At 63.3% G+C, this 21,789-nt stretch carries 23 protein-coding genes; 19 read left to right on the top strand and 4 right to left on the bottom strand.

The window, feature by feature from the left end:
* Positions 1–32: 32 nt before the first annotated feature.
* Together IEY62_RS00770 and IEY62_RS00765 are read left to right on the top strand one after the other, a co-directional pair.
* Positions 33–377, top strand: a complete 345-nt coding sequence (locus IEY62_RS00770) for an ATP/GTP-binding protein (RefSeq protein ID WP_189013075.1) — start codon at positions 33–35, stop codon at positions 375–377.
* A 19-nt stretch (positions 378–396) separates the two neighbouring features.
* Complete coding sequence (locus IEY62_RS00765) at positions 397–1,191, top strand: alpha/beta hydrolase (RefSeq protein WP_189013074.1); 795 nt, start codon at positions 397–399, stop codon at positions 1,189–1,191.
* A gap of 75 nt (positions 1,192–1,266) precedes the next feature.
* Here IEY62_RS00765 and IEY62_RS00760 read toward each other — a convergent pair whose 3' ends face one another.
* Positions 1,267–2,559 (bottom strand): AI-2E family transporter, encoded by a 1,293-nt coding sequence (locus IEY62_RS00760; RefSeq protein WP_189013073.1) that lies wholly within the window; start codon positions 2,557–2,559, stop codon positions 1,267–1,269.
* Positions 2,560–2,761: 202 nt separating this feature from the next.
* Here IEY62_RS00760 and IEY62_RS00755 point away from each other — a divergent pair, with 202 nt between their 5' ends.
* From IEY62_RS00755 to IEY62_RS00720, 8 genes are all read left to right on the top strand, one after another.
* Positions 2,762–4,519, top strand: coding sequence for a hypothetical protein (locus tag IEY62_RS00755; RefSeq protein WP_189013072.1), 1,758 nt, complete (start codon positions 2,762–2,764; stop codon positions 4,517–4,519).
* Positions 4,520–4,556: 37 nt separating this feature from the next.
* Positions 4,557–5,540: a tetratricopeptide repeat protein gene (locus IEY62_RS00750; RefSeq protein WP_189013071.1), complete on the top strand. Its 984-nt coding sequence runs from the start codon at positions 4,557–4,559 to the stop codon at positions 5,538–5,540.
* On the top strand, positions 5,540–6,640 hold the full coding sequence (locus IEY62_RS00745) for an NADH:flavin oxidoreductase/NADH oxidase (RefSeq protein ID WP_189013070.1): 1,101 nt from the start codon (positions 5,540–5,542) through the stop codon (positions 6,638–6,640). Before IEY62_RS00750 ends, IEY62_RS00745 begins: the two co-directional genes overlap by 1 nt.
* 40 nt (positions 6,641–6,680) lie before the next feature.
* Positions 6,681–7,571: an ABC transporter ATP-binding protein gene (locus IEY62_RS00740; RefSeq protein ID WP_229784967.1), complete on the top strand. Its 891-nt coding sequence runs from the start codon at positions 6,681–6,683 to the stop codon at positions 7,569–7,571.
* Positions 7,553–9,124 (top strand): transporter, encoded by a 1,572-nt coding sequence (locus tag IEY62_RS00735; protein WP_189013069.1) that lies wholly within the window; start codon positions 7,553–7,555, stop codon positions 9,122–9,124. Before IEY62_RS00740 ends, IEY62_RS00735 begins: the two co-directional genes overlap by 19 nt.
* A gap of 92 nt (positions 9,125–9,216) precedes the next feature.
* Positions 9,217–9,999: a glucosamine-6-phosphate deaminase gene (gene nagB, locus IEY62_RS00730; protein WP_189014341.1), complete on the top strand. Its 783-nt coding sequence runs from the start codon at positions 9,217–9,219 to the stop codon at positions 9,997–9,999.
* A gap of 8 nt (positions 10,000–10,007) precedes the next feature.
* Positions 10,008–10,346 carry a DUF3039 domain-containing protein gene (locus IEY62_RS00725; protein WP_018776325.1) on the top strand — a complete coding sequence of 113 codons (339 nt, stop codon included), beginning with the start codon at positions 10,008–10,010 and terminating at the stop codon, positions 10,344–10,346.
* Positions 10,347–10,458: 112 nt separating this feature from the next.
* Positions 10,459–12,234: a DEAD/DEAH box helicase gene (locus IEY62_RS00720; RefSeq protein WP_018776324.1), complete on the top strand. Its 1,776-nt coding sequence runs from the start codon at positions 10,459–10,461 to the stop codon at positions 12,232–12,234.
* 121 nt (positions 12,235–12,355) lie between these two features.
* On the opposite strand, the gene IEY62_RS00715 is transcribed toward IEY62_RS00720, so the two are convergent.
* Both IEY62_RS00715 and IEY62_RS00710 read right to left on the bottom strand, forming a co-directional pair.
* A complete protein-coding gene (locus tag IEY62_RS00715) occupies positions 12,356–12,982 on the bottom strand; it encodes an isochorismatase family protein (protein ID WP_189013067.1) in 627 nt (208 codons plus the stop codon).
* Positions 12,982–14,310 carry a nicotinate phosphoribosyltransferase gene (locus IEY62_RS00710; RefSeq protein ID WP_189013065.1) on the bottom strand — a complete coding sequence of 443 codons (1,329 nt, stop codon included), beginning with the start codon at positions 14,308–14,310 and terminating at the stop codon, positions 12,982–12,984. The genes IEY62_RS00715 and IEY62_RS00710 overlap by 1 nt, the downstream gene beginning before the upstream one ends.
* A gap of 37 nt (positions 14,311–14,347) precedes the next feature.
* On the opposite strand from IEY62_RS00710, the gene clpS reads away from it, so the two are divergent.
* The 6 genes from clpS to rdgB all read left to right on the top strand — a co-directional run bounded on the left by clpS (position 14,348) and on the right by rdgB (position 18,717).
* On the top strand, positions 14,348–14,710 hold the full coding sequence (gene clpS, locus IEY62_RS00705) for an ATP-dependent Clp protease adapter ClpS (protein ID WP_189013063.1): 363 nt from the start codon (positions 14,348–14,350) through the stop codon (positions 14,708–14,710).
* Positions 14,703–15,269 (top strand): DUF2017 domain-containing protein, encoded by a 567-nt coding sequence (locus tag IEY62_RS00700; protein ID WP_189013061.1) that lies wholly within the window; start codon positions 14,703–14,705, stop codon positions 15,267–15,269. Before clpS ends, IEY62_RS00700 begins: the two co-directional genes overlap by 8 nt.
* A 64-nt stretch (positions 15,270–15,333) precedes the next feature.
* Positions 15,334–16,392 carry a glutamate racemase gene (gene murI, locus IEY62_RS00695; protein ID WP_189013059.1) on the top strand — a complete coding sequence of 353 codons (1,059 nt, stop codon included), beginning with the start codon at positions 15,334–15,336 and terminating at the stop codon, positions 16,390–16,392.
* The gene (locus tag IEY62_RS00690; RefSeq protein ID WP_039242026.1) at positions 16,389–17,186 is read left to right on the top strand and encodes an MBL fold metallo-hydrolase; all 798 of its coding nucleotides are present in this window, start codon (positions 16,389–16,391) and stop codon (positions 17,184–17,186) included. Before murI ends, IEY62_RS00690 begins: the two co-directional genes overlap by 4 nt.
* 104 nt (positions 17,187–17,290) lie before the next feature.
* Positions 17,291–18,049, top strand: coding sequence for a ribonuclease PH (rph, locus tag IEY62_RS00685; protein WP_308424471.1), 759 nt, complete (start codon positions 17,291–17,293; stop codon positions 18,047–18,049).
* On the top strand, positions 18,046–18,717 hold the full coding sequence (rdgB, locus tag IEY62_RS00680; protein WP_189013057.1) for an RdgB/HAM1 family non-canonical purine NTP pyrophosphatase: 672 nt from the start codon (positions 18,046–18,048) through the stop codon (positions 18,715–18,717). Before rph ends, rdgB begins: the two co-directional genes overlap by 4 nt.
* Positions 18,718–18,812: 95 nt before the next feature.
* Here the strand turns inward: rdgB and IEY62_RS00675 are convergent, their stop codons facing one another.
* A complete protein-coding gene (locus IEY62_RS00675; RefSeq protein WP_018776315.1) occupies positions 18,813–19,577 on the bottom strand; it encodes a DedA family protein in 765 nt (254 codons plus the stop codon).
* Positions 19,578–19,707: 130 nt separating this feature from the next.
* Between IEY62_RS00675 and IEY62_RS00670 the strand changes: the two genes are divergently transcribed.
* The 3 genes from IEY62_RS00670 to IEY62_RS00660 are packed head-to-tail and all read left to right on the top strand — an operon-like array spanning position 19,708 to position 21,721.
* Positions 19,708–20,109: a GntR family transcriptional regulator gene (locus IEY62_RS00670; RefSeq protein WP_229784965.1), complete on the top strand. Its 402-nt coding sequence runs from the start codon at positions 19,708–19,710 to the stop codon at positions 20,107–20,109.
* A complete protein-coding gene (locus IEY62_RS00665; protein ID WP_189013054.1) occupies positions 20,106–21,038 on the top strand; it encodes an ABC transporter ATP-binding protein in 933 nt (310 codons plus the stop codon). Before IEY62_RS00670 ends, IEY62_RS00665 begins: the two co-directional genes overlap by 4 nt.
* Positions 21,035–21,721, top strand: a complete 687-nt coding sequence (locus IEY62_RS00660) for a hypothetical protein (RefSeq protein ID WP_189013053.1) — start codon at positions 21,035–21,037, stop codon at positions 21,719–21,721. The genes IEY62_RS00665 and IEY62_RS00660 overlap by 4 nt, the downstream gene beginning before the upstream one ends.
* Positions 21,722–21,789 lie beyond the last annotated feature (68 nt).

The following is a 21,789-nucleotide window of genomic DNA, read 5'->3' as shown; positions in this document are numbered from 1 at the left end:
CTGAGCCAGGTTCTCTGGGGCAGAATGGAGGTATGCCCCGCTCCAACCGTCCCCGCCGCAACGCGCCCGGCCCACGTCCGGGCAGTGGTGGCGGCAAATGGGCGGAACCGGTGCCGGAGCTCGACCTTGAGCGGGCCCGGGCGGGGATCGCCCGGCGTGAAAGTGCTCCGGATGGTGACTGGATGGTGCGGACCATGACGGCCAAAAAAGCGGAAAAGCAGTACATCTGTCCGGGCTGTTCAACTGCGATCCTGCCGGGAATCGCCCACCTGGTGGTGTGGTCCGACAACCACCTGTTCGGCCAGGCTGCCGGGCTGGCTGAACGCCGCCACTGGCACACCAATTGCTGGAACACCAGGACGTACCGCTACCGCTGATGCAATTAGGCTTGGATGCATGACTTTCGATCCCGCCTCGTTCGTTTTCACCCCACAGGACGCGCCCTCCGAGATCCGTGCTTCCACGGTGCTTCCCGCCAAGCGCGAGAATGTGAAGTTCACCACCGAGGACGGCAAGGTCCTGCTGGGTGAGCTCGCCCTTCCGGAATCAGGGGAGATCACCGCCACGCTGATAACGCTTCATCCGCTGCCTACCCACGGTGGCTTCATGGATTCCCATGTCTACCGCAAGGCGTCCTACAGGCTTCCTGCCCTGGCCGGCGTCGCGGTGCTTCGCTTCAACACCCGTGGCACGTCATCCCCCCGCGGGACCAGTGAGGGGCAGTTCGAAGAAGGCATCGGTGAGCGGTACGACGTCGAGGCAGCGGTGCGTTTCGCCGTTGAACGGGGCCTGCCCAACCGCTGGCTGGTGGGGTGGTCCTTCGGGACGGAACTGGCTCTGATGTACGGCCCTGTTGAGCCAGTGGCGAGCCAGGTCGAAGGCGCGGTGCTGTTGTCCCCGCCGTTGCACCGGGCCACCGACGTCCACCTCAAGGAATGGGCCGCCTCCGGGAAACCGCTGACGGTTCTGGTTCCCGAGCTTGATGACTACCTGCAGCCGGCCGAAGCTGCCGCCCGGTTCAGCCTGGTGCCCCAGGCCCGGGTTGTCGGCGTCGATGGAGCGAAGCACCTTTGGGTGGGCGAAAAGTACGCGGCGCGCGTTCTGGATGAGGTCGTCGACGACGTCACTCCAGCAGGTGCCGGCGCGCAGGGACTGCCGCGTGAGTGGGCCGGCCCAGTGGCGAATGCCTGATCCCTTGCGGAGTTGAAAGATAAAGCCCCTGAACCATCCGGTTCAGGGGCTTTATCTTTCAGTGTGACCGGACGGTCAATGCCGGTCCTGGCGGACGATGAAGACTTCCTTGATCAGGAGCATGATGGCGGCCGCGGTGGGAATGGCGATCAGTGCGCCCAGGACGCCCAGCAGGCTGCCTCCGGCAATAACGGAGATGACCGCCACTGCACCCGGCACTGCGACTGCACGCTGCATGATGCGCGGCGAGATGAAGTAGGCCTCGAATTGCAGGTATGCGAAATAGGCGATTGCGTAGACCACTGCTGTCTGCCATCCCGCTGTGAGGGCCACGAGGATAACAACGACGGCGGCGATCATGCCGCCCACCAGCGGGATGAAGGCGAGCAGTGCCACCACAAACGCCAGAAGGACGCTGAAGGGAATCCCCAGGATGGTCATGACGATGAAGGCGAAGACGGCGTTCAAGAGGGCGACGCACGCCTGGCCGATGACGTAGTTGCCCACGGAATCGGTGATGGCCTCGGAGAGGGCTTCCACGCGGGGGCGCCGGGAGCGGGGTGCCAGCCGGTAGGCCCACTTCTTCATGGAGGGCAGTGCTGCCAGGAAGTACAGGCTCAGGACAAGGACGATCAGGGAACCGAAAAGGCCGTTGGCCACGGTGGAACCGAAACCAACGACACCGCCAAAGATGCCCCCCATGGCTTCGGGGTCCTTGACGAACTTGTCCAGTTCGGTGGTAATCCGGTCGCGCACGCCGAACTGGCTGTCCACGTTGCGGAAGAAGTCGGAGTCGAGGAAACCGCGGATCCAGTCCGGGGCTTGCCGCACGATTTCGGACACCTGCTCAACGATGGTGGGAATCAGGGTCGCAAAGAAGCCCGCAACGGCGAGTACCAGGGCGGAAACGGAGATCAGGATGCCTGCCGGGCGCGGTACTTTGTGGGATTCCAGCCAGCGCACCACGGGATCAAGGCCCAGGGCAATGAAGAGGGCGGCCACGATCCACAGGATCAGTTGGGTGGTGTTGCTTGCGATATAGAACACAGCAAGGGCGACACCTACGCCTGCTGTTCCCATGAAACCGACGTAGAGGGGGTGCTGCGACGACATCCGGGGGCCAGGGGCGCCAAAGCCGTGGTCGTCTTCCGGACGGAAGCCATCCTGGTCGCCTGCTCCGTCGTCTTCCGGAGGCATCTCGAAGCGGACGCGGTTGCGCGCACCCGGGATCGGCTGCCTGAGCCTGCGGCTGATGGCCGCGAGCCGCCCGGTCCGGACGGGAACCGAGGCCGACGGCGCGTCCGATGACGCGTTCACCGCGGCTGCCCCGGGCTCATCGTCGGGACGGGACTCCATGTGGTCTTTCACGCGCTTGTACAGCCTTTTCGTTGGTGGTGCAGGGTCAATTCAGGCAATGATGAGCCCGGATATCATGATCATCGCCACACTATCAGGAGGGCGGAATCGGGCCACGGCGGCGCCACGGCAGGCTTTTTGAGGTGTCGCCGGGATCACCCCGATCTGACTCCTTGATAACAAAACGGTTACCCTTGAAGTTCAACGACCGCTGATGATAGGTGATCCTGTGCGTTTGAAGACTGCAGCCTTGCTGGTGCTGCTGGGCCTGCTGACGATGCTGGCCGGCATTGGCCAGCTGACTTTCTGGGCCCCCGCTGAGACCGTGACGGCTTCGGTTCCCAGCGATACCAAAGCTGCCCCGCTGACCGTGATCGATCAAAAACTGATTGACCTGCACGAGGGGCCGGTGAAGATCAAGATCCAGGGTGAAGGCAACTACACCATTGCCACTGGCCGCCCCGACGACGTCAATGCCTGGGTGGGCAAGACAGCCCACACCACCCTGACCGGCGTGTCGGCAGACCAGAAGTCACTCGAAGTGACCTCTGCCGACGGTGAGGCCACTGCGCCGTCCCCGGCAGGATCCGACCTCTGGGTCAGCACTGAGGACGCGAGCGGCGAGTTCGAGTACACCTGGAACCCGCCGGCCGACGGCGAGTGGTCCTTGCTGGTGGCAGCTGACGGAACCAAGCCTGCGCCGTCTGCGATCTCCATGACCTTCCCGAACAAGGAAACCACCCCCTGGGCTGTGCCGCTGATTGTTCTGGGCATCATCATCATCCTGGCAGGTGCGGCGCTGCCGTTCGTTGCCAAGGCTTTGAGCAGCCGCCGTAAAGATGGCGAAGGAGACGGGCCGCAGGGTGGCGAGGCAACCACCACGCTTCCCGTACAGTCGCCCGCGGTCGATGAGGGCCGTCGTCGTACCGGTGGAGCTGAAGGTCCGGCGCTGCGTGTCACGGCCGTCGCGGCCGCCCTGGCCGCCGTCATGGTTGGCGGGTCCGCCGTGGCCGCACAGGCCACGACTTCACCGGAGGCCACCTCCACCGCATCGGCTTCTTCATCTGCTGACGGCGACGGCGCAACGCCGGTCATGCTCGAATCGCAGCTCCAGCGCATCCTGGAGCAGGTAGCCAGCACCGTGGACGCAGCCGATGCTGCGAAGGACGCGGCCAAGCTGGCCCCGCGCGTAGACAAAATGGAACTCCAGATCCGGACCCAGAACTACAAGATCCGGTCAACCGTTTCGGCGTACGAACCGCGCATGCCCGTCCGGGCCACCAAGCTCCAAAGCAGTGTCATCAGCACCAAGAAGGACTGGCCCCGGACCGTTTATGCCCTGACCCAGGGTGAAGGAAACGTCGTTCCGCAGGTCCTCACGCTGGTTCAGCTTTCCCCGCGTGAAAACTACAAGCTGTGGGGCACCGCGCCGCTGCAGCCGGGCACCAACTTCCCGTCCTTCCCTGTCCCGCGCAAGGGCACCGAGCCTGTTGCTGCCAGTGACAGCACCGGCTTGGCCTACAGCGGCAACCAGGCGTTGGAGATCCTCAGTGAGATGCTGACGAACCCGGAATCGCCCAACAGGAGCAAGCTCGCCGATGGCCAGTCCTCCCCGTATATCGCCGGAGCCCTGGCCTACCAGGCGGACACCGTGAAGAACGGCACCAGCGCCAACTTCAAATTCACCCACACGCCGGTCACCAACCAGACCGTTGTGCTGAAGACCGCTGACGGGGGAGCCTTGGTTGTGGGGCGCCTGGACTTCGCCTTCGAAGGAACTCCCAAGGCAGCGGGCGACAAGCTCCTGCTTGAGGACGACTCGGCCGTCTTTGCCGGCGGCAAGGAAACCACCACCGGCATGGTCCTGAACTTCGCGGAGTCTGTGGCCGTGTATATCCCGCCCGCGGGATCGTCCGATCCCATGAAGCTCGTGGCCGCTACCCGCGGCCTGGTGGGAGCCAGCTTCAAGTAGCCGTACCAGCAGGTAGGCAGCGGCTAGAGTGGACGGTATGAGTTCGCCCGGATACCGACCCACTCCAGCCGCTGCCAGCCAGCTCAACCTGCGCGGCGCCGTCGACCTCTCGTCGTTGCGCCGTCCCACTCCGCCGCAGGGGCCTCCGGCTCCCGTCGCTGCGGACGGCGAGGCACCCCAAGGGGGTGACGCCGGCAAGGCCCCGCTTCGCGTGGATGCAACAGAAACAAACTTCCAGGATCTGGTGCAGTTGTCCGCCCAGATTCCCGTGCTTTTCCTTCTCTGGTCCCGTTACGCCCCCGAATCGCCCGCTGTCCTGGACACAGCCCAGCAGGTCGTTGAAAGCTATGGCGGACGCCTGGTGCTTGCCGCCGCGGACGTGGATGCCTTCCCGCAACTTGCCCAGGCCTTCCAGGTAGAGGCAGTGCCGACCGCCGTCGCCGTAATCAAAGGCCAGCCGGTTCCGCTGTTCCAAGGCCCGGCCGATGACGCGCAAATCCGGAACCTCGTCGATGAACTGCTCAAAGTGGCCGCCGCGAATGGTGTCACCGGGAGCATTGGCGACGCCGGACAGGCTGAAAGTGCTGAACCTGCCCCGCTCCCGCCGCTGCACCAGGCCGCCGTCGATGCCATCGAGGCCGGTGACTACGACGCCGCCGTAGCGGCCTACAAGCAGGCGCTCCTTGAACAACCGGCTGATGCCGAGGCAAAGGCGGGCTTGGCCCAGGTTGAATTGATGGCCAGACTGGAGAAACTCACCGCCCCCGAGGCAGACGCCCTCCGTGACCGGGCCGCCCAGGAGCCCGACGACGTCGAGGCGCAGCTGGGCGTGGCTGACCTTGACATCTCAGGTGGCCACATTGAGGACGGCTTCAACCGGATCATCAGCTTCATCGGCAGGAACTTCGGTCCCGAGCGGGAGACTGCCCGACTGCGGCTCCTGGAGCTCTTCGAGGTTGTAGGAATCAAGGACGACCGCGTGGCCAAGGCCCGGCAAGGATTGGCGAGGGTCCTCTTCTAGTGGGATCGGCGCTGTTTTCTCCGCTCACCTTGCGCTCACTCACCATCCCCCACCGGGGCTGGGTCTCGCCGATGTGCCAGTACAGCTGCCATCCGGAGACGGGGGAGGGAGTTCCCAACGACTGGCACCTGATGCACTTGGGTTCCTTCGCCGCCGGAGGTGCGGCGCTGATCATGAGTGAGGCAGCGGCTGTCAACCGGACGGGCAGGATCAGCCCCTTGGATGCCGGGCTCTATTCCGACGAGCAGGCTGCCGGCTGGGAGCGGATTGTGCAGTTCGTGCACAGGCACGGCGCCGTGGACTGCAGGATCGGTGCCCAGCTGGCCCACGCCGGGCGCAAGGCGTCGACCTACTGGCCGTTCGCGGACCGCTCGGGTTCGGTTCCGGAGGACGACGGCGGGTGGCCGACGGTCGGTCCGACGACCCAGGCCTATGACGGCTATGCAGCGCCAACGGCCATGAGCGAAGAGGACATTCTTGGGGTCGTAGCCGACTTTGCCGCAGCGGCCGGCCGGGCTGTGGACGCAGGCTTCGACACCGTGGAAATCCATGGCGCCCACGGGTACCTCCTGCACCAGTTCCAGAGCCCGCTCATCAACACCCGCACGGACCGGTGGGGTGGAAACGAGGAGGGCCGGAACCGGCTCATGCTCACGGTGGTTGAGGCCGTCCGGGAAGTCATCCCCGATTCGATGCCCCTCCTCCTGCGGATCTCCGCCTCCGACTGGGCCGACGGTGGTGTCGAGATTGGAGCCTCCACCAGGCTCGCCCATGCTGCGGCAGAGCTGGGCGTTGACCTGGTGGATGTCTCCAGCGGCGGCGCGGTAGCGCATCAGAAGATCAACGCGGTACCCGGCTATCAGGCCGGGTTCGCCGAGCAGCTAAGGCGCGACGCCGGCGTACCCACCGCCGCGGTGGGCCTGCTGACAAGTCCAACCCAAGTGGAAGACATCGTGGCCAACGGCAGGGCCGATGCCGTCTTCATGGCGCGCGCCGCGCTCCGCGATCCGCATTGGTGGCTCCGGGCAGCGTATGGGCTGGGCCATGATCTGCCATGGGTTCCGCAGTACCAGAGGGCCGTGCCCCGCCACGGCTTCTAGAACCCGGGCGCGCCTCTGCGTACGCGGTTAGGCTGGTCACATGACGGAACCACGCCATGAATCCATGCCCATATCCACGCCCGCCCAGGCATCCGAGTCCCCGCCCGTGTCTTTCACGCCCGACGCCGCTGACAAAAAGCGGTCGGTACAACCGCAGCAAACACCAGGTGAGCCGCCCCTGGCCGCCCTGTCCATCAGGGGACTGGCCAAGAGATTTGGCGAAAAAATCGCCGTCGACGGAGTCAGTCTGGAAGTGCCGGCCGGTTCGTTTTACGGAATGGTGGGACCCAACGGGGCAGGCAAGACCACCACGCTGTCCATGGCCACAGGCTTGCTGCGTCCTGACTTCGGCACTGCCTTGGTCCACGGCGTCGATGTCTGGGCCCAACCGCTGGCGGCCAAGAAGCTCATGGGAGTGCTGCCTGACGGGGTCCGCTTGTTCGATCGCCTGACCGGCGAACAGCTGGTCACGTATTCGGGCCTCCTGAGGGGCATGGATCGTGACGTCGTAGCTACCAGGGTTTCGGAGCTGCTGGCTGCCCTTGACCTCGAAGCTGATGCGGGCTCGCTGGTGGTTGACTATTCGGCCGGCATGACCAAGAAGATTGCCTTGGCTTCGGCGCTGATCCATGCACCGCGGCTGTTGGTGCTGGATGAGCCGTTCGAATCGGTGGATCCGGTGTCAGCGGCCAACATCCGGGGCATCCTGGAAAGCTATGTAGCGTCCGGGGGCACTGTTATCGTCTCGAGCCACGTCATGGATCTTGTGCAGCGCATGTGCAGCCACGTCGCGGTCGTTGCCGGTGGCCGGGTCCTGGCCGCAGGCTCTGTTGACGAGGTACGCAACGGCTCAACCCTGGAAGAGCGTTTCGTCCAGTTGGTAGGCGGCGGACACCGGACGGAGGGCCTGGAATGGTTGCGCACCTTCTAAGCCTGAAGTGGCGCCTGCTTCTGAACGGGTTCAAGCGGAGCCCATTGCAGTTGGTTGGTATGGCGTTGGGCTTGCTCTACGCCTTGGGAATGCTGGTCCTCCTGGTTGGAGGCCTCATAGCGCTGCGGTGGGCTGATCCGGAGATCGCCCACACCGTGGTGGTATTGGGTGGAGTGGCCACCGTTCTGGGCTGGGCAATCATCCCTTTGATAGCTTCTGCGGCCGACATGACACTGGATCCTGCACGGTTCACCACATTCGCTGTTCCGCCGCGACAGCTCCTCACCGGTTTGGCCCTTGCCGGTTTCATCGGCATCCCCGGCCTGGCAACGTTGATTGCGGCTTTGGGAACGGTCGGGACCTGGTGGCGGAGTGCTCCCGCTGTTGTGGGGGCACTGTTGGGTGCCATCCTGGGCGCGCTGACCTGCATCGTGTTGTCCAAGGTGGTGACGACGGCGACTGCCGGGCTTGCGGCTTCGCGGCGGTTCAAGGACATCAGCAGCATCATCGTCTTCATCCCTCTGGTGCTGCTGGGACCCATCATGATGGGAATCGTCGAGGGTGTCCGCAACACCTCGGACTACCTTCCAGGGCTGGCCCGCACCTTGTCGTGGACACCACTGGGTGCGGCGTGGTCGCTCGGTGGTGACCTTGAAGCAGGGGACTGGGCAGCCGCCGGACTGAAGATTTTGATTGCGCTGGCCACCATCGGTGCGCTGCTGCTGTGCTGGCACTTGCTTCTTAGGCGTGCGCTGGTGACTCCCACGTACTCGGGGGGCTCAGCCCGGAAGGGCGGGAAGCTTGGACTCTTCGGCACGCTCCCCGGCACTCCGACCGGTGCAGTGATGGCCCGTGCTTTGATCTACTGGATGAAGGATCCGAGGTACGCGGCATCGTTGGTGATCGTCCCTCTGTTCCCTGTCCTTTTCTTCTTCGGCAGTTCGCAGAGCGGCAGCTACGGGTTGTTCATGATCCTTGGACCTTTGACGGCGTTTACCATGGCCTGGTCCATTTGTGCCGATGTTTCCTACGACAACACCGCCTTCGCTCTGCACCTGGCCGCGGGTGTCCGGGGACTCGATGACCGGTTGGGCCGCGCCTTGGCCTGCCTGGTTATCTCGCTCCCGGTGGTGCTGGTCTTTACCGTGGGTCCGTTGTTCCTTACCGGGGAGTGGCACTGGCTGCCCAATCTTTTGGGATTGTCGCTTGGAACGCTGCTCACCGGGTTGGGACTCTCGTCGGTAATCTCGGCCCGGTATAACATTGCCGTACCCTTGCCTGGCGACAGCCCCTTCAAGAAGCCTCCGGGAAACGTTGCCCAGACGCTGCTGGTGCAGGGGGCCGGGATGGCTGTCCTGGCTCTGCTCCTCATTCCGGAACTTGCCTTGGTGGCCGTCCAGGCCTTCAGCGGCGGTCCTGAAGCAGGATGGATCAACCTCGCTGTTGGTCCCTTGCTGGGTTTGGCTCTTTTCGTTGTGGGCGTTCGCCTCGGGGGAAAGTGGCTGGACGCACGTGGACCGGAGATGTTCGCTGAACTCAGTGTGAACCGCTGATTCCGTAATAACCGCAATTGCCGTGGCCTATAGATGGGACATGGGATAACCTCTGTGACAGAAGATGATCCTCAGAAAGAAAGGCCATGACGATGGAAGTTGTCATTCTCCCGGGCACCAAGCAGATCGGTGCGCTTGCTGCCGATGCCATCGAGGCATTGGTGCGGCGCAAGCCGAATGCCGTGCTGGGGCTCGCCACGGGATCGTCTCCTCTGCCCATCTATGACGAACTGGCCAGCCGCTACGAAGCCGGGGGCCTGGATTTCAGCCAGGCCCACGGCTTTGCCCTGGACGAATATGTTGGCCTTGAAGCCGGACATCCGGAGTCCTACCGCGAGGTCATCCGGCGTGAATTCACCAACAGGGTGAACATCAAACCGGAGAACGTCCACGGCCCGGATGGAGCCGCTGAGGACCTCGAGGCCGCCTGCCAGGCCTACGAGGACGCCATCAAGGCCGTGGGCGGGGTGGATCTCCAGATCCTGGGCGTGGGCACTGACGGCCACATCGGTTTCAACGAGCCGGGTTCGTCCCTGGCCTCCAGGACACGGATCAAGACGCTGATTGAACAGACGCGCAAAGACAACGCCCGTTTCTTCGACAGCATCGACGACGTCCCGCACCACGTGGTGACCCAGGGCCTTGGGACCATCATGGACGCCAAGCATGTGGTGCTGGTGGCCACAGGTGCCCAAAAGGCGCAGGCCGTCCGGGATTTCGTGGAAGGCCCGGTGGCTGCCATCTGTGCAGCATCCATCCTCCAGATGCATCCCCACGCCACCATCCTGGTGGATGAAGCTGCCGCTTCATCGCTGAAACTCGCTGACTACTACCGGCACACCTACGACAACAAGCCGGAGTGGCAGGGCCTGTAGACGGTAAGATGTTTGGCATGACTACGCTTCCTCCGGATCCATTCGAAAACGACCCCATGCGCGAGCTTTCCGGAGCCGGAACGTCCACTTCCACCATTGAGCGTGAAGAAACACGCCAGGAAGTGGAACCCGGCGACCGCGAGCGGTTCTCCCACTATGTCCGCAAGGAAAAGATCATGGAGTCGGCCCTGACGGGTGAACCCGTGATTGCCTTGTGCGGCAAAGTTTGGACGCCGGGCCGCGATCCGCAGAAGTTCCCGGTCTGCCCGGAGTGCAAGGAGATCTACGAAGGCCTCCGTCCCGGCAACGACGGTGGAAACAACGGCGGCCCGGGCAACTCCAAGTAGTGGGTGGGAAGAAAACACAGGCCCCTTCTGATCGTCACCGCTTTCCGCACCGCTTCGGCGTGCCCGGAAAGCATGAGGCAACCGCAACTGCCGTGAGGCCGGGGGAGTCAGCATGACAGAAACACTTTTCGGTGGTCCTTCACTGCCTCCCGCGTATCCGGAGCGCGCAGCTTGGGGAACAGCTCCCAAGCTGCGTGCCTGGCAGCAGGAGGCACTTGACCTCTATATGACCCGCAACCCGAAGGACTTCCTTGCCGTGGCTACGCCCGGCGCAGGTAAGACCACCTTCGCCCTGCGGATTGCAACCACGTTGCTGGACAGCGGGGTGGTGAACCGCATCACCATCGTGGCGCCGACAGACCACCTCAAAAGGCAGTGGGCAGATGCTGCCGCCAAAGTGGGCATCGCCATTGATCCCAACTTCAAGAACTCCGACGGCCAGCACGGCAGGGGTTTCGTGGGCGTCGCCGTCACGTACGCGCAGGTGGCCAGCAAACCCATGCTGCACCGCGCCAAGACCGAAGCGGCCCGTACCCTGGTGATCCTTGATGAAATCCATCACGGTGGTGAAGCCCTGTCATGGGGCGACGGCCTCCGGGAGGCTTTTGATCCGGCCGCCCGCCGCCTGTCGCTGACGGGTACGCCGTTCCGGTCCGACACCTCACCCATTCCTTTCGTCGAATATGCCGAGGACCGGGATGGGATCCGCAGGTCCAAGGCCGATTACACCTACGGATATGGCAACGCTCTGCGTGACCACGTCGTCCGTCCGGTGCTGTTCATGGCCTACTCCGGCCAGATGCGGTGGCGAACCAGCGCCGGGGACGAAATGGCGGCGTCCCTGGGTGAGGCCGCGGTCACCAAGGACATCACCTCACAGGCCTGGCGGACAGCGCTGAACCCCACGGGTGAATGGATTCCCGCCGTTTTGGCGGCCGCGGACAAGCGCCTCAGCGAAGTCCGTCGAACGGTGCCTGATGCCGGCGGCCTGGTAATCGCCACCGATCACGATGACGCGAGGGCCTACGCCGGCCAGTTGAAGAAAATCACAGGCCAATCGCCCACGGTGATTCTCTCGGATGATTCCAAGGCATCGAGCAAGATCGAGGAGTTCTCGGCAGGGGACAAGCGCTGGATGGTCGCCGTGCGCATGGTGTCCGAAGGCGTGGACGTACCCCGCCTCTCGGTGGGTGTCTATGCCACCTCAACGTCCACGCCGCTGTTCTTTGCCCAGGCTGTGGGTCGTTTTGTCCGTGCGCGCAAAAGGGGCGAAACGGCGTCGGTCTTCCTGCCGTCAGTACCGCCCTTGATGATTCTCGCCAACACCATGGAGGCCGAGCGCGACCACGCCCTGGACCGCCCGGAAAAGGATGAGGACGGGCTTTTCAGTCCCGAAGAAAATCTCATGGCCGAGGCCAACCGCGAAGACAAGGCATCCGACGAACTCACCAAGGGCAAGTTTGAAGCGTTGGACTCCCAGGCGTCCTTCGACCGCGTCCTGTTCGACGGCGGCGAGTTCGGTACCGGGGCGGATATCGGCTCCGACGAGGAACTGGACTTCCTTGGCATCCCCGGACTCCTTGATGCCGAACAGGTGGGAACGCTGCTTCGGCAGCGCCAGCACGAGCAGCAGTCGCGCAAGAAACGCCAGTCACCATTGGCTGCGGCGGCATCGCCGGCCATCCCGGACCACCGGATGCTCATGGACCTGCGCAATGAGCTGGCCAAGAACGTTGCTGCATGGGCTGCCCGTACGGGTACGCCCCACGGGGTGGTCCACACCAAGCTGCGCGAGGTCTGCGGCGGGCCGGCTGTTGCCCAGGCCAACGAGGAACAACTGCAGGCACGGCTTCGCAAGCTCCAGGACTGGTTCATCGGCCGGAAGTAGCCAGGCCGGAAGTCGGCCGGAAGTAGCCGGAAATAACCCGGCCGGAATGACGAAAGGGCGCCGCTACCCGCGGCGCCCTTTCGTCATATATGCCTGGCTGCAAGGACCCGAAGTCCGCGGGTCAGCTGCGATCGACGTCGACGCCGGCAGCTTCCATCTCGTCGAAGGCGTCACTGGGATCCTCGGCGATTCCTGCGGTGAGATCGGCTATCACCGTGGTGTTGTACCCGGCCTGGACAGCATCCAACGCTGTGGCCTTGACGCAGTAATCGGTGGCCAGGCCAACAATCACCACGTCTTCGACGTCATGGCTCTGGAGCCAGTCATCGAGCCCGATTGCGTCCTCGTCGAGTACTTCCTCGACCGTTGCGCCCGCCTTGAGGTCCCCGGTGGGAACGTCGTCTTCCGGTGCCAGGACGCCCTCGAAGCCTGAGTAAGCGGCCGTGTACTGGCCTTTGCGGAAGTACGCCTGGATGTACTCGGGGTCAAGGTCTTCATGGAGTTCGGCGCCCTTGGTGCGTGCCCGGCAGTGCGGTGGCCACGAGTCAACCATGTCGGGATCGTCCGAGAAATGGTCGCCCGGTTCGATGTGCCAATCCTGCGTGGCGACGATGTGATCGAAGTGCTGCTGGTTGGCGTCCACATATTCGGTAATCGCAGCAGCGACATCCGCGCCGCCTTCGACCGCCAAAGCGCCACCTTCACAGAAATCGTTCTGGACATCAACGATGATCAGGGCCCTGGACATCAGTTCTCCTCGTAAATGGTGGGAATGGCGGCCTCGCCGCGCTGCAGGCGGTTCACGACAGGGGGCAGTTCCGCCATGGTTGCCGCATGGCGTTCTTTGGCTCGGACAACGCCTTCCGGGCCTGTCCATCCCGGCAGGACCTCGCCGTTCTTGACGAACTGGTGAAGCAGCGGACGGTCGTTGCCGTCGTCTTCCGGGCGGTGGCCGATGCCTACTACTTCGTGGGTGGCCCGGCCACGCTCGTTGAGCTTGCGGAGGGCGTACTTGCGCCCACCGACGCTTGCCTTGTTTTTGGCAGCCTTGGCCACGGAGATGAACTCGCCGGCATCGTTGGTGCGGCTGACCAGTTTGTAGACCATGCTCGCCGTCGGAGCGCCGGAGCCGGTGACCAGCGACGTCCCCACGCCGTAAGAGTCAACGGGGGCCGACTGCAGTGCGGCGATGGCGAACTCGTCCAGGTCCGAGGTCACCACGATCCGCGTGTTGACGTTGCCGAGGTCATCGAGCAGCTGCCGGACCCATTGGGCCTGCGCAACGAGGTCTCCGGAGTCCAGGCGTACAGCGCCCAGTTTGTCACCGGCCAGCTCGACGGCGGTCCGCACCGCTGTTTCGACGTCGTAGGTATCGACCAGCAGTGACGTCCCCGGACCGAAGGTTGCGATCTGGGCTTCGAAGGCCTCCCGTTCGGTGTCATGCAGAAGCGTGAAGGAGTGGGCCGCCGTGCCGACGGTTTTGATGCCGTAGCGCCGGCCGGCCTCGAGGTTGGAGGTGCTGGCGAAGCCGGCAATGACAGCGGCGCGTGCTGCCGCCGTCGCCGATTCCTCCTGGGTGCGCCGGGAGCCCATCTCGATGCACGGGCGGTTTCCGGCCGCCGAGGTCATGCGCGACGCGGCCGAGGCGATGGCGCTGTCGTGGTTCAGGACCGAGAGGACGAACGTCTCAAGGATGCAGGCCTCCGCGAAAGTTGATTCCACGATGAGGATGGGGGAGTTGGGGAAATAGGCATCGCCTTCTGCGTAGCCCCAGATGTCGCCGCTGAACTTGTAGTCGGCAAGGTAATCCAGGGTCTCCCTGTTCACCACCTTGTTCTGTTCCAGGAACGCGAGCTCGGCATCGCCGAACCTGAAGTCCGCAATGCCTTCCAGTAGGCGTCCCGTGCCACCCACCACGCCGTAGCGGCGGCCGTCCGGCAACCGTCGGGCGAAGGCTTCAAACACTGAACGGCGATGGGCGGCACCTGAGTGCAGGGCGGCCTGCAGCATCGTCAGTTCGTAGTGGTCTGTGTACAAGGATGTTGCGGGGTGGTCCCACGACGCGGCTCTACTCACGAATTCACTCTAGTGCGAGCCGCCATAGAATGGACAGATGAGCCCTAGCGTTGCGTTTGGCACGGACATCGATGAGCGGACGGAAGCTGCAGAGCAGACGTCCACTGATGTCCTGACAGCCCCTGATATCCCGTGGAACCTGGTGATCTGGAACGATCCCGTCAACCTGATGAGCTACGTGAGCTACGTTTTCCAGAGCTACTTCGGCTACTCCGAGTCGAAAGCACACAAGTTGATGATGGAGGTCCACAAGAAGGGCCGCTCCATTGTTGCGTTCGGAAGCAAGGAACAAGTGGAGCAGCATGCAGTGGCCATGCACGGATTTGGCCTGTGGGCCACCGTGGAGAAAGCCGCGAGCGGCAATGAGACACCCGGAAAGGGCGGCCGCCAGCGTGGCTAAGGCATTCAAATACGGTCTCAAGGGCATCACCGGGTTCCTTGAACCGGCTGAACGTGACCTCCTCCGCGGATTGCTGGACGACGTCATCTCCATGCTGGACCCGGAAGTCCGGGAGAACGAAGACCCGCTCGCGGCCCTCATTGGCTTGGACATGGACGTCAAGCAGCCAACGGACCGGGCACTGCTGCGGCTCCTGCCCAACGTTGTGAAGGACGACGACGACGGCTCGCTTGAGTTCCGTCAGCTCACCGAACGCTCAGTGCGGGAAAACAAAATCGGTGCGCTGCGGGCAACGGCCATAGGTTTGGACAAGGAAGACCTGGTCTTGACGCCGGAAGAAGCCGCCCGCTGGTCAATGGCGCTCAACGACGTCAGGCTTGTTCTTTCCGAACGCCTGGACATCCGTGATGAAGCGGACGCCGAGCACATCCACAGCATGCAGGACTGGAGCCAGGCAGAGGATGTGGAGAGCTACTTGGCCTTGGTCTACAACTTCACCACCTGGCTCCAGGAGTCCCTGGTTCAGGCCATGATCTCCGCCAGGCAGGCAAAATCCTGATCCCGGGGGCCAGGTGCCGCTCACGCCTTGTGACACATAAGACACGAGGCGGAGGCCACACCTGATGGCCGCACTCCGCGGGAAGCCTTATTCTCGAATAATCATGACTTCAGCATCGGGTTCACCAAGCGGCGCTACGGGCAGTAGCGCCCCCATCAGCACAGGGGAAATCGTGGGAACGCGCCCGATCGGCATTTTTGATTCCGGCGTTGGCGGATTGACGGTGGCACGGTCCATCATCGACCAGCTGCCCAACGAATCCATCCTCTACGTTGGCGATACAGCGAACGGACCGTACGGTCCGCTTCCGATTGCAGAGGTCCGCGCCAACGCCCTCGGCGTCATGGACGAACTGGTGGATTCCGGAGTGAAGCTGCTGACCATTGCCTGCAATTCGGCGTCGGCGGCCGTGCTTCGCGATGCGAGGGAAAGATACACGGCCCGCTACGGCATTCCGGTGATCGAAGTCATTCAGCCCGCCGTGCGCCGTGCAGTGTCTGCAACCCGGTCCGGAAAGATCGGCGTCATCGGAACTTCTGCCACTGTGGGTTCGAGAGCCTACGAGGACACCTTCGCCGCTGCTCCTGACCTCAGCATCACGTCCGTGGCATGCCCGGCTTTCGTGAGTTTCGTAGAGGCAGGCGTCACCACCGGACCTGAGCTCCTTGCAGCCGCCAACGAGTACCTGGCACCCCTCAAGCACGCCGGTGTGGACACCGTTGTCCTCGGATGCACGCACTATCCGTTGCTGACTGGCGTCATCTCTTTTGTCATGGGGGAGGACGTCACACTCGTTTCCAGCGCGGAAGAAACCGCCAAGGACGTCTACAGGGCCTTGGCCACCCACGGCATCCAGCGCACAGGATCGAGTGCGCCGAGCCACGAGTTCGTCGCCACCGGGGACGCTGCGCAGTTCGAGACGCTGGCACGCCGTTTCCTGGGACCTGAAGTGCTGTCCGTGAAGCATGTCGACCACGTGGCAGCGCAGTATCCAACCGGCAGCCTCGCCCGGATCACCCCCGAAATGCTGGAAGCAGCCAAGGCCGGTGGCGGCCTGTCCCGCCGCTCGTATTTCGTGAACCCCGGAGAAAGCGCGGACGCAGCCATGGGGCGTGGCTTGTGAAGCTGACCATCGTTGGGTGCACCGGATCCTTCCCCGGGCCCGGATCGCCGGCGTCGTGCTACCTCGTCACCGCGCACGACGGCGAACGCGAGTGGAAGATCGTCATGGACCTTGGCAGCGGCGCCCTGGGCGCCATCCAGCGTTATACCGACCTTGAAGACATCGACGCGATCTTCCTCACCCACCTGCACCCGGACCACTGCATGGACCTGTGCGGCCTCCACGTCGCGGTGCGTTGGAAGCCGGGCGGCTGGGGACGGGACCGTCTGCCCGTGTGGGGCCCTGCGGCCACTGCGGACCGGATGGCCACGGCCTACGGTTTGGAGCTGGATCCGGGCATGCACGAGGAATTCGATTTCACCAACTGGACTGAACTCAAGCCAGTCACTGTTGGTCCTTTCACCGTGACGCCCTTCGCCGTGAACCACCCGGTGGAGGAGGCCTACGCCTTGCGTGTCACGGCCACCGAGCCGGGCAAGGATGGCGTCCCCGTGACCAAAATCCTGACGTATTCGGGCGACACGGACTCATGCCAGGGACTGGAAGATGCCGCCAAGGGATCGGACCTCTTCCTGTGCGAGGCGGCATTTGAAGAGGGGCGGGACGACGACATCAAGGACGTCCACCTCACCGGCAAGCGCGCCGGCGAAGCCGCAACAAACGCAGGAGCCAAACGGCTTCTGCTCACCCACATCCCCGTGTGGACCTCGCAAACCAAGGTCTTGTCCGAGGCCAAACCCGTATTTGCGGGGGACGTAGCCGTGGCAGTGGCCGGAGTCCACTACACGATCTAGAGTCCACAGCACGTTCCGGAGCCGACTGCACGTTCCGGAGCCGACGGCACGATCCGGCAAAGCCCCGGCGCGGGCAGCGCCGTCATCGTCGCTAAGCTTGGAACATGACTTCTGAAGCTACAGCCACACCCGTCATCCGCGCCGATGGCCGGACCCCCGACCAACTGCGACCCATCAGCATCACCCGCGGCTGGTCCAAGCAGGCTGAGGGCTCTGCGTTGATCGAGTTCGGCAACACCCGGGTTCTGTGCACCGCTTCCTTGACCGAGGGTGTGCCCCGCTGGCTCAAAGGCGAGGGCCGCGGTTGGGTGACGGCCGAATACGCCATGCTTCCCCGTGCCACGAACACCCGCTCGGACCGTGAGTCCGTCAAAGGCAAGATCGGCGGCCGTACGCACGAAATCTCGCGCCTGATCGGCCGCTCCCTGCGTTCCATCATCGACACCAAGGCACTGGGCGAGAACACGATCGTCCTGGACTGCGACGTCCTGCAGGCCGACGGCGGTACCCGCACCGCTGCCATCACGGGCGCTTACGTCGCGCTCGCCGAGGCCATCCGCTTTGCCCGAGAGAACAAGCTCATTTCGCGCAATGCCGAGCCCTTGGTCGATACCATTGCGGCGGTTTCCGTTGGCATCATCGACGGTGTGCCCATGCTGGACCTGCCTTACGTGGAAGACGTCCGTGCGGAGACCGACATGAACGTCGTGGTGACGGGGTCGGGCAAGTTCGTCGAGGTCCAGGGCACGGCGGAAGGTGCGCCTTTCGACCGCGACGAACTCAACGCCCTTCTTGACCTCGCGCTGCTGGGCACGACCCAGCTCGCCGCCATCCAGCGCGAAACGCTGGCAGAGGCTCCGTGAGCGCCGCTTCAGGCGCCGTGGGCCCCCGCCTGGTCCTCGCCACCCACAACAAGGGCAAGCTGAGGGAACTCCGCGAACTGCTGCGGGGCCAGGTGCCGGGCCTCGACGTCGATACCCAGGTTGTGGACGCTGCCGCAGCGGGTGCCCCGGACGTAGCAGAAACCGGAGTCACCTTTGCCGAGAATTCGCTTCTCAAAGCCCGCGCTGTGGCGGAAGCGACCGGCCTGGTTGCCATTGCCGACGATTCCGGGCTGGCAGTGGATGTCCTCGGCGGCGCGCCGGGGATCTTCTCGGCCAGGTGGTCCGGCCGGCACGGGGACGACACCGGCAACCTGAACCTCCTGTTGGCGCAACTGTCCGATGTTCCGGACCAGTTCCGTGGAGCAGCGTTCGTGTGCGCCGCGGCCCTGGCTGTCCCGGGATCTGATGGCATCGCCCACGAGACCGTGGAGTATGGCCAGCTGGAGGGGAAGCTTCTCCGGGAGCCACGCGGCGAAGGTGGCTTCGGCTACGATCCCGTGCTGCAACCTGCCGGCATGGACCGCAGCTGCGCCGAACTCAGCTCTGAGGAAAAGAATGCCATCAGTCACCGTGGTCAAGCATTCCGGGCTCTGCTGCCTGCGATCATCTCTGCCCTTTCCGGGGCCGGGACGCCTGCGGAGCAATAAGGTCATCCGCTGACTTTGCAGCGGTAAAGCAAGAGGCACCCCGCGGCGCGGGGTGCCTCTTCTTTGCGGTGAAGCTTTTGCCGTGGTTGGTGAGCTCAGTGCTCGCCGTGCTTTCCGCCGTCGTGTTCTTCGATGAATTCCTCCACCGGGTCCGTCCCTTCGGCTGCGGCCTTACGCTTTGCCACGAATCCGCGGGTTACCTCGATGATGACCGGGATGACGGAGATCAGCACGATGACAATGAAGATGATGTCCAGGTTCTTGCTGACCCAGGGAATGCGATCGCCCAGAACGTACCCCAGGAACGTGACGCCGCCTCCCCAGAGCACTGCACCGATGACGTTGAAAATGAAGAACTTCCGCTTGTCCATCTGGGCAACGCCCACAATGACAGGGACGAAGGTGCGGATAATGGGGACGAACCGTGCCAGGATCAACGCCTTGCCACCGTGCTTTTCGAAGAAGGCGTGGGCGCTTTCGACGTTCTCTTTCTTGAAGAGCTTGGAGTCGGGTCGGTTGAAGATCGCGGGACCGGCCTTGGAGCCGATGAGGTAGCCCGTCTGGTTGCCGATGATCGCGGAGACGATGATCAAGCCTGCCAGAGCCCAGATGTTGAACTTGATGGTGTCCGTGGCAACCAGCAGACCTGCGGTAAACAGCATGGAGTCGCCGGGCAGGAAGAAGCCCACCAGCAGGCCCGTCTCCGCAAAGACGATGCCGCACACCAGGAGAACAACCCAGGGTGCCAGGGCAGGGTCGGCCAGGAAGATCTGGGGGTTAAGCCAGTCAGGCAGGAACGAAGCCATGGAGGGCTGCACCGGTCCTGCACCCCCGAAAGTGGATACGGCAAGGTCGCTCATCGCAGAAAAGATCACCCAACAAGCCTACTGGACGGCCGTCGTCGTCTTTTTCGACCCAGTCGCTTGACGTTAGCCTCGCTGCTTGTATGGTTAGTTACATGAGTAATGAACCAGTGAGGCGGTGGTGCTCATGATCGATGACAGCAAGCCCATCTTCATGCAGATCGCCGAACTCATCGAGAACGGAATCGTGGACGGCACCATGCCCGAAGAGTCCCAGGTGCCTTCGACCAATGAGTTCGCAGCTTTCCACCGCATCAACCCGGCAACGGCTGCCAAAGGCGTCAACGTGCTGGTGGATTCAGGAATTCTCTACAAACGCAGGGGGATAGGGATGTTCGTAGCCACAGGGGCGCGCGCGCAGGTCATAGCGCGGCGCACCGAGGAATTCTTCGAACAATACGTCAAGCCGCTGACGCTGGAAGCCCGGAAACTGGGCATCTCTGCCGAGCAGCTGAACACCATGATCGAACGTAGCTCCGGACTCGCCCAGGAGACCGGAACGGACAAGGAAAGGAGCGCGGCCCTGTGAACGACACCATCGTCGAGGCCCGTAACCTGTTCAAGCACTACAAAGACCTCAACGCGCTGGACAACGTCAACCTGAACCTCTCGACCAACCGTATCTACGGCTTGCTCGGACGCAACGGTGCCGGCAAGACCACGCTCATGTCCATCCTCACAGCACAAGCGTTCGCGAGCTCAGGCGAAGCCCTGGTCTTCGGTGCCAGCGCCTACGAGAACGACTCAGTGCTGTCCCGGATCTGCTTCATTCGTGAATCCCAGAAGTACCCGGATGACTTCCAGCCGCAGCACGCTTTCCGGTCTGCCGCGCTGTTCTACAAGGACTGGGACCAGCAGTTCGCCGACCGGCTGGCCGAAGACTTCCAGCTTCCCCTCAAGCGTCGGATCAAGAAACTCTCACGAGGCCAGTTGTCCGCCGTCGGCGTCATTATCGGCCTCGCCTCCCGGGCGGAACTGACCTTCTTCGATGAACCATACTTGGGACTCGACGCCGTCGCCCGGCAATTGTTCTACGACCGGCTGGTGGAGGACTACGCGGATCACCCGCGAACCATCATCCTGTCCTCGCACCTGATTGATGAGGTAGCAAACCTCCTTGAGCACGTGGTGGTGATCGATCGGGGCCGGATCATCATGGACGCAGATGCCGAAGACATCCGCGGTTCCGCCGTGACGGTTTCCGGTTCCGCCGACACAGTGGATGCCTTCCTGATGGGCCGGAAGGTCCTGCACCGGGAAACCCTGGGTTCCCTGGCCTCGGTGACCGTGGACGAGGCACTCAACAGCCGTGAACGCGCCGAAGCCCTGGAGCTGGGCCTTGAGCTCTCGCCCGTGTCCCTGCAGCAGCTGGTGGTGCGCAAGACCATGGCCGGAGCAGGCACCGCGGCATCCGGCGCTGAGAATTTCACCGATGACGTGATGGAGGCAAGGCGATGAGCAGGACTTTGGCAGTTGCACGGATGCAACTGATCAACAAGTGGACCTACATCGGATGGCCATTGACCATTCTGGCGGCATCCTTCCTGATGTCGCTGGCCATCTTTGCACTCATCCCCGTCAACGAAGGCAAATACGGCGGGGGAAGCCAGGCACCCATGTGGTACTTCCTGGTTCTCGGGATCCAAAGCATGACCCTGGTGTTCCCGTTCTCCCAAGGGCTGAGCATCAGTCGCCGGGCGTTTTACCTGGGCACCTTGGGGCTCTTCTCGCTCATTGCGCTTGGCATGACAGCCCTCTACCTCTTGGGCGGTGCCATTGAGGGCGCAACCAACGGATGGGGTGTCTACGGCTACTACTTCAAGATCCCGTGGGTCACGGACGGACCTTGGTACTCCACGGCAGCGTTCTTCTTCGTGGTGATGATGTTCATGTTCATCATCGGATTCTGGTTCGCCACCATCTTCAAACGCTGGGGAACAACCGGAACGCTGGTATCCACGCTGGGGACGGCAGTGGCCCTCATTGGCCTGGCCGCCCTCACCACCCTGCTCGAATGGTGGGGATCGGTTGGTGCCTGGTTCGCCCAGCAGAGCCCGCTGAGCATCAGCGGCTGGGCAGCTCTGCTCTGTGTGGTGCTTGCCGCATGCTCATATGCCACTCTTCGCCGGGCCACGCCCTAAGCAGCACGATGTAGCGTTCCCCACATTATTGGCAGCAAGGGCCGCCCCGCCGCTGAAATCGGCAGGGG

It is taken from the genome of Paenarthrobacter histidinolovorans (genome assembly GCF_014647595.1).
In the GTDB taxonomy this organism is placed as follows: Bacteria; Actinomycetota; Actinomycetes; order Actinomycetales; family Micrococcaceae; genus Arthrobacter; species Arthrobacter histidinolovorans.
The sequence above is the reverse complement of the archived record's forward strand: the minus strand, read 5'-3'. Positions and strand labels throughout refer to the sequence as shown.

Coding starts and splice junctions, on each gene's coding strand:
- IEY62_RS00765 (WP_189013074.1), top strand. CDS start 397: ATGACTTTCGATCCCGCCTCGTTCGTTTTCACCCCACAGGACGCGCCC.
- IEY62_RS00660 (WP_189013053.1), top strand. CDS start 21,035: ATGAGCAGGACTTTGGCAGTTGCACGGATGCAACTGATCAACAAGTGG.
- rph (WP_308424471.1), top strand. CDS start 17,291: ATGACTTCTGAAGCTACAGCCACACCCGTCATCCGCGCCGATGGCCGG.
- IEY62_RS00740 (WP_229784967.1), top strand. CDS start 6,681: ATGACGGAACCACGCCATGAATCCATGCCCATATCCACGCCCGCCCAG.
- clpS (WP_189013063.1), top strand. CDS start 14,348: ATGAGCCCTAGCGTTGCGTTTGGCACGGACATCGATGAGCGGACGGAA.
- IEY62_RS00670 (WP_229784965.1), top strand. CDS start 19,708: ATGATCGATGACAGCAAGCCCATCTTCATGCAGATCGCCGAACTCATC.
- IEY62_RS00735 (WP_189013069.1), top strand. CDS start 7,553: ATGGTTGCGCACCTTCTAAGCCTGAAGTGGCGCCTGCTTCTGAACGGG.
- nagB (WP_189014341.1), top strand. CDS start 9,217: ATGGAAGTTGTCATTCTCCCGGGCACCAAGCAGATCGGTGCGCTTGCT.
- IEY62_RS00755 (WP_189013072.1), top strand. CDS start 2,762: ATGATAGGTGATCCTGTGCGTTTGAAGACTGCAGCCTTGCTGGTGCTG.
- IEY62_RS00770 (WP_189013075.1), top strand. CDS start 33: ATGCCCCGCTCCAACCGTCCCCGCCGCAACGCGCCCGGCCCACGTCCG.
- IEY62_RS00750 (WP_189013071.1), top strand. CDS start 4,557: ATGAGTTCGCCCGGATACCGACCCACTCCAGCCGCTGCCAGCCAGCTC.
- murI (WP_189013059.1), top strand. CDS start 15,334: ATGGCCGCACTCCGCGGGAAGCCTTATTCTCGAATAATCATGACTTCA.
- IEY62_RS00675 (WP_018776315.1), bottom strand. CDS start 19,577: ATGAGCGACCTTGCCGTATCCACTTTCGGGGGTGCAGGACCGGTGCAG.
- IEY62_RS00725 (WP_018776325.1), top strand. CDS start 10,008: ATGTTTGGCATGACTACGCTTCCTCCGGATCCATTCGAAAACGACCCC.
- IEY62_RS00720 (WP_018776324.1), top strand. CDS start 10,459: ATGACAGAAACACTTTTCGGTGGTCCTTCACTGCCTCCCGCGTATCCG.
- IEY62_RS00715 (WP_189013067.1), bottom strand. CDS start 12,982: ATGTCCAGGGCCCTGATCATCGTTGATGTCCAGAACGATTTCTGTGAA.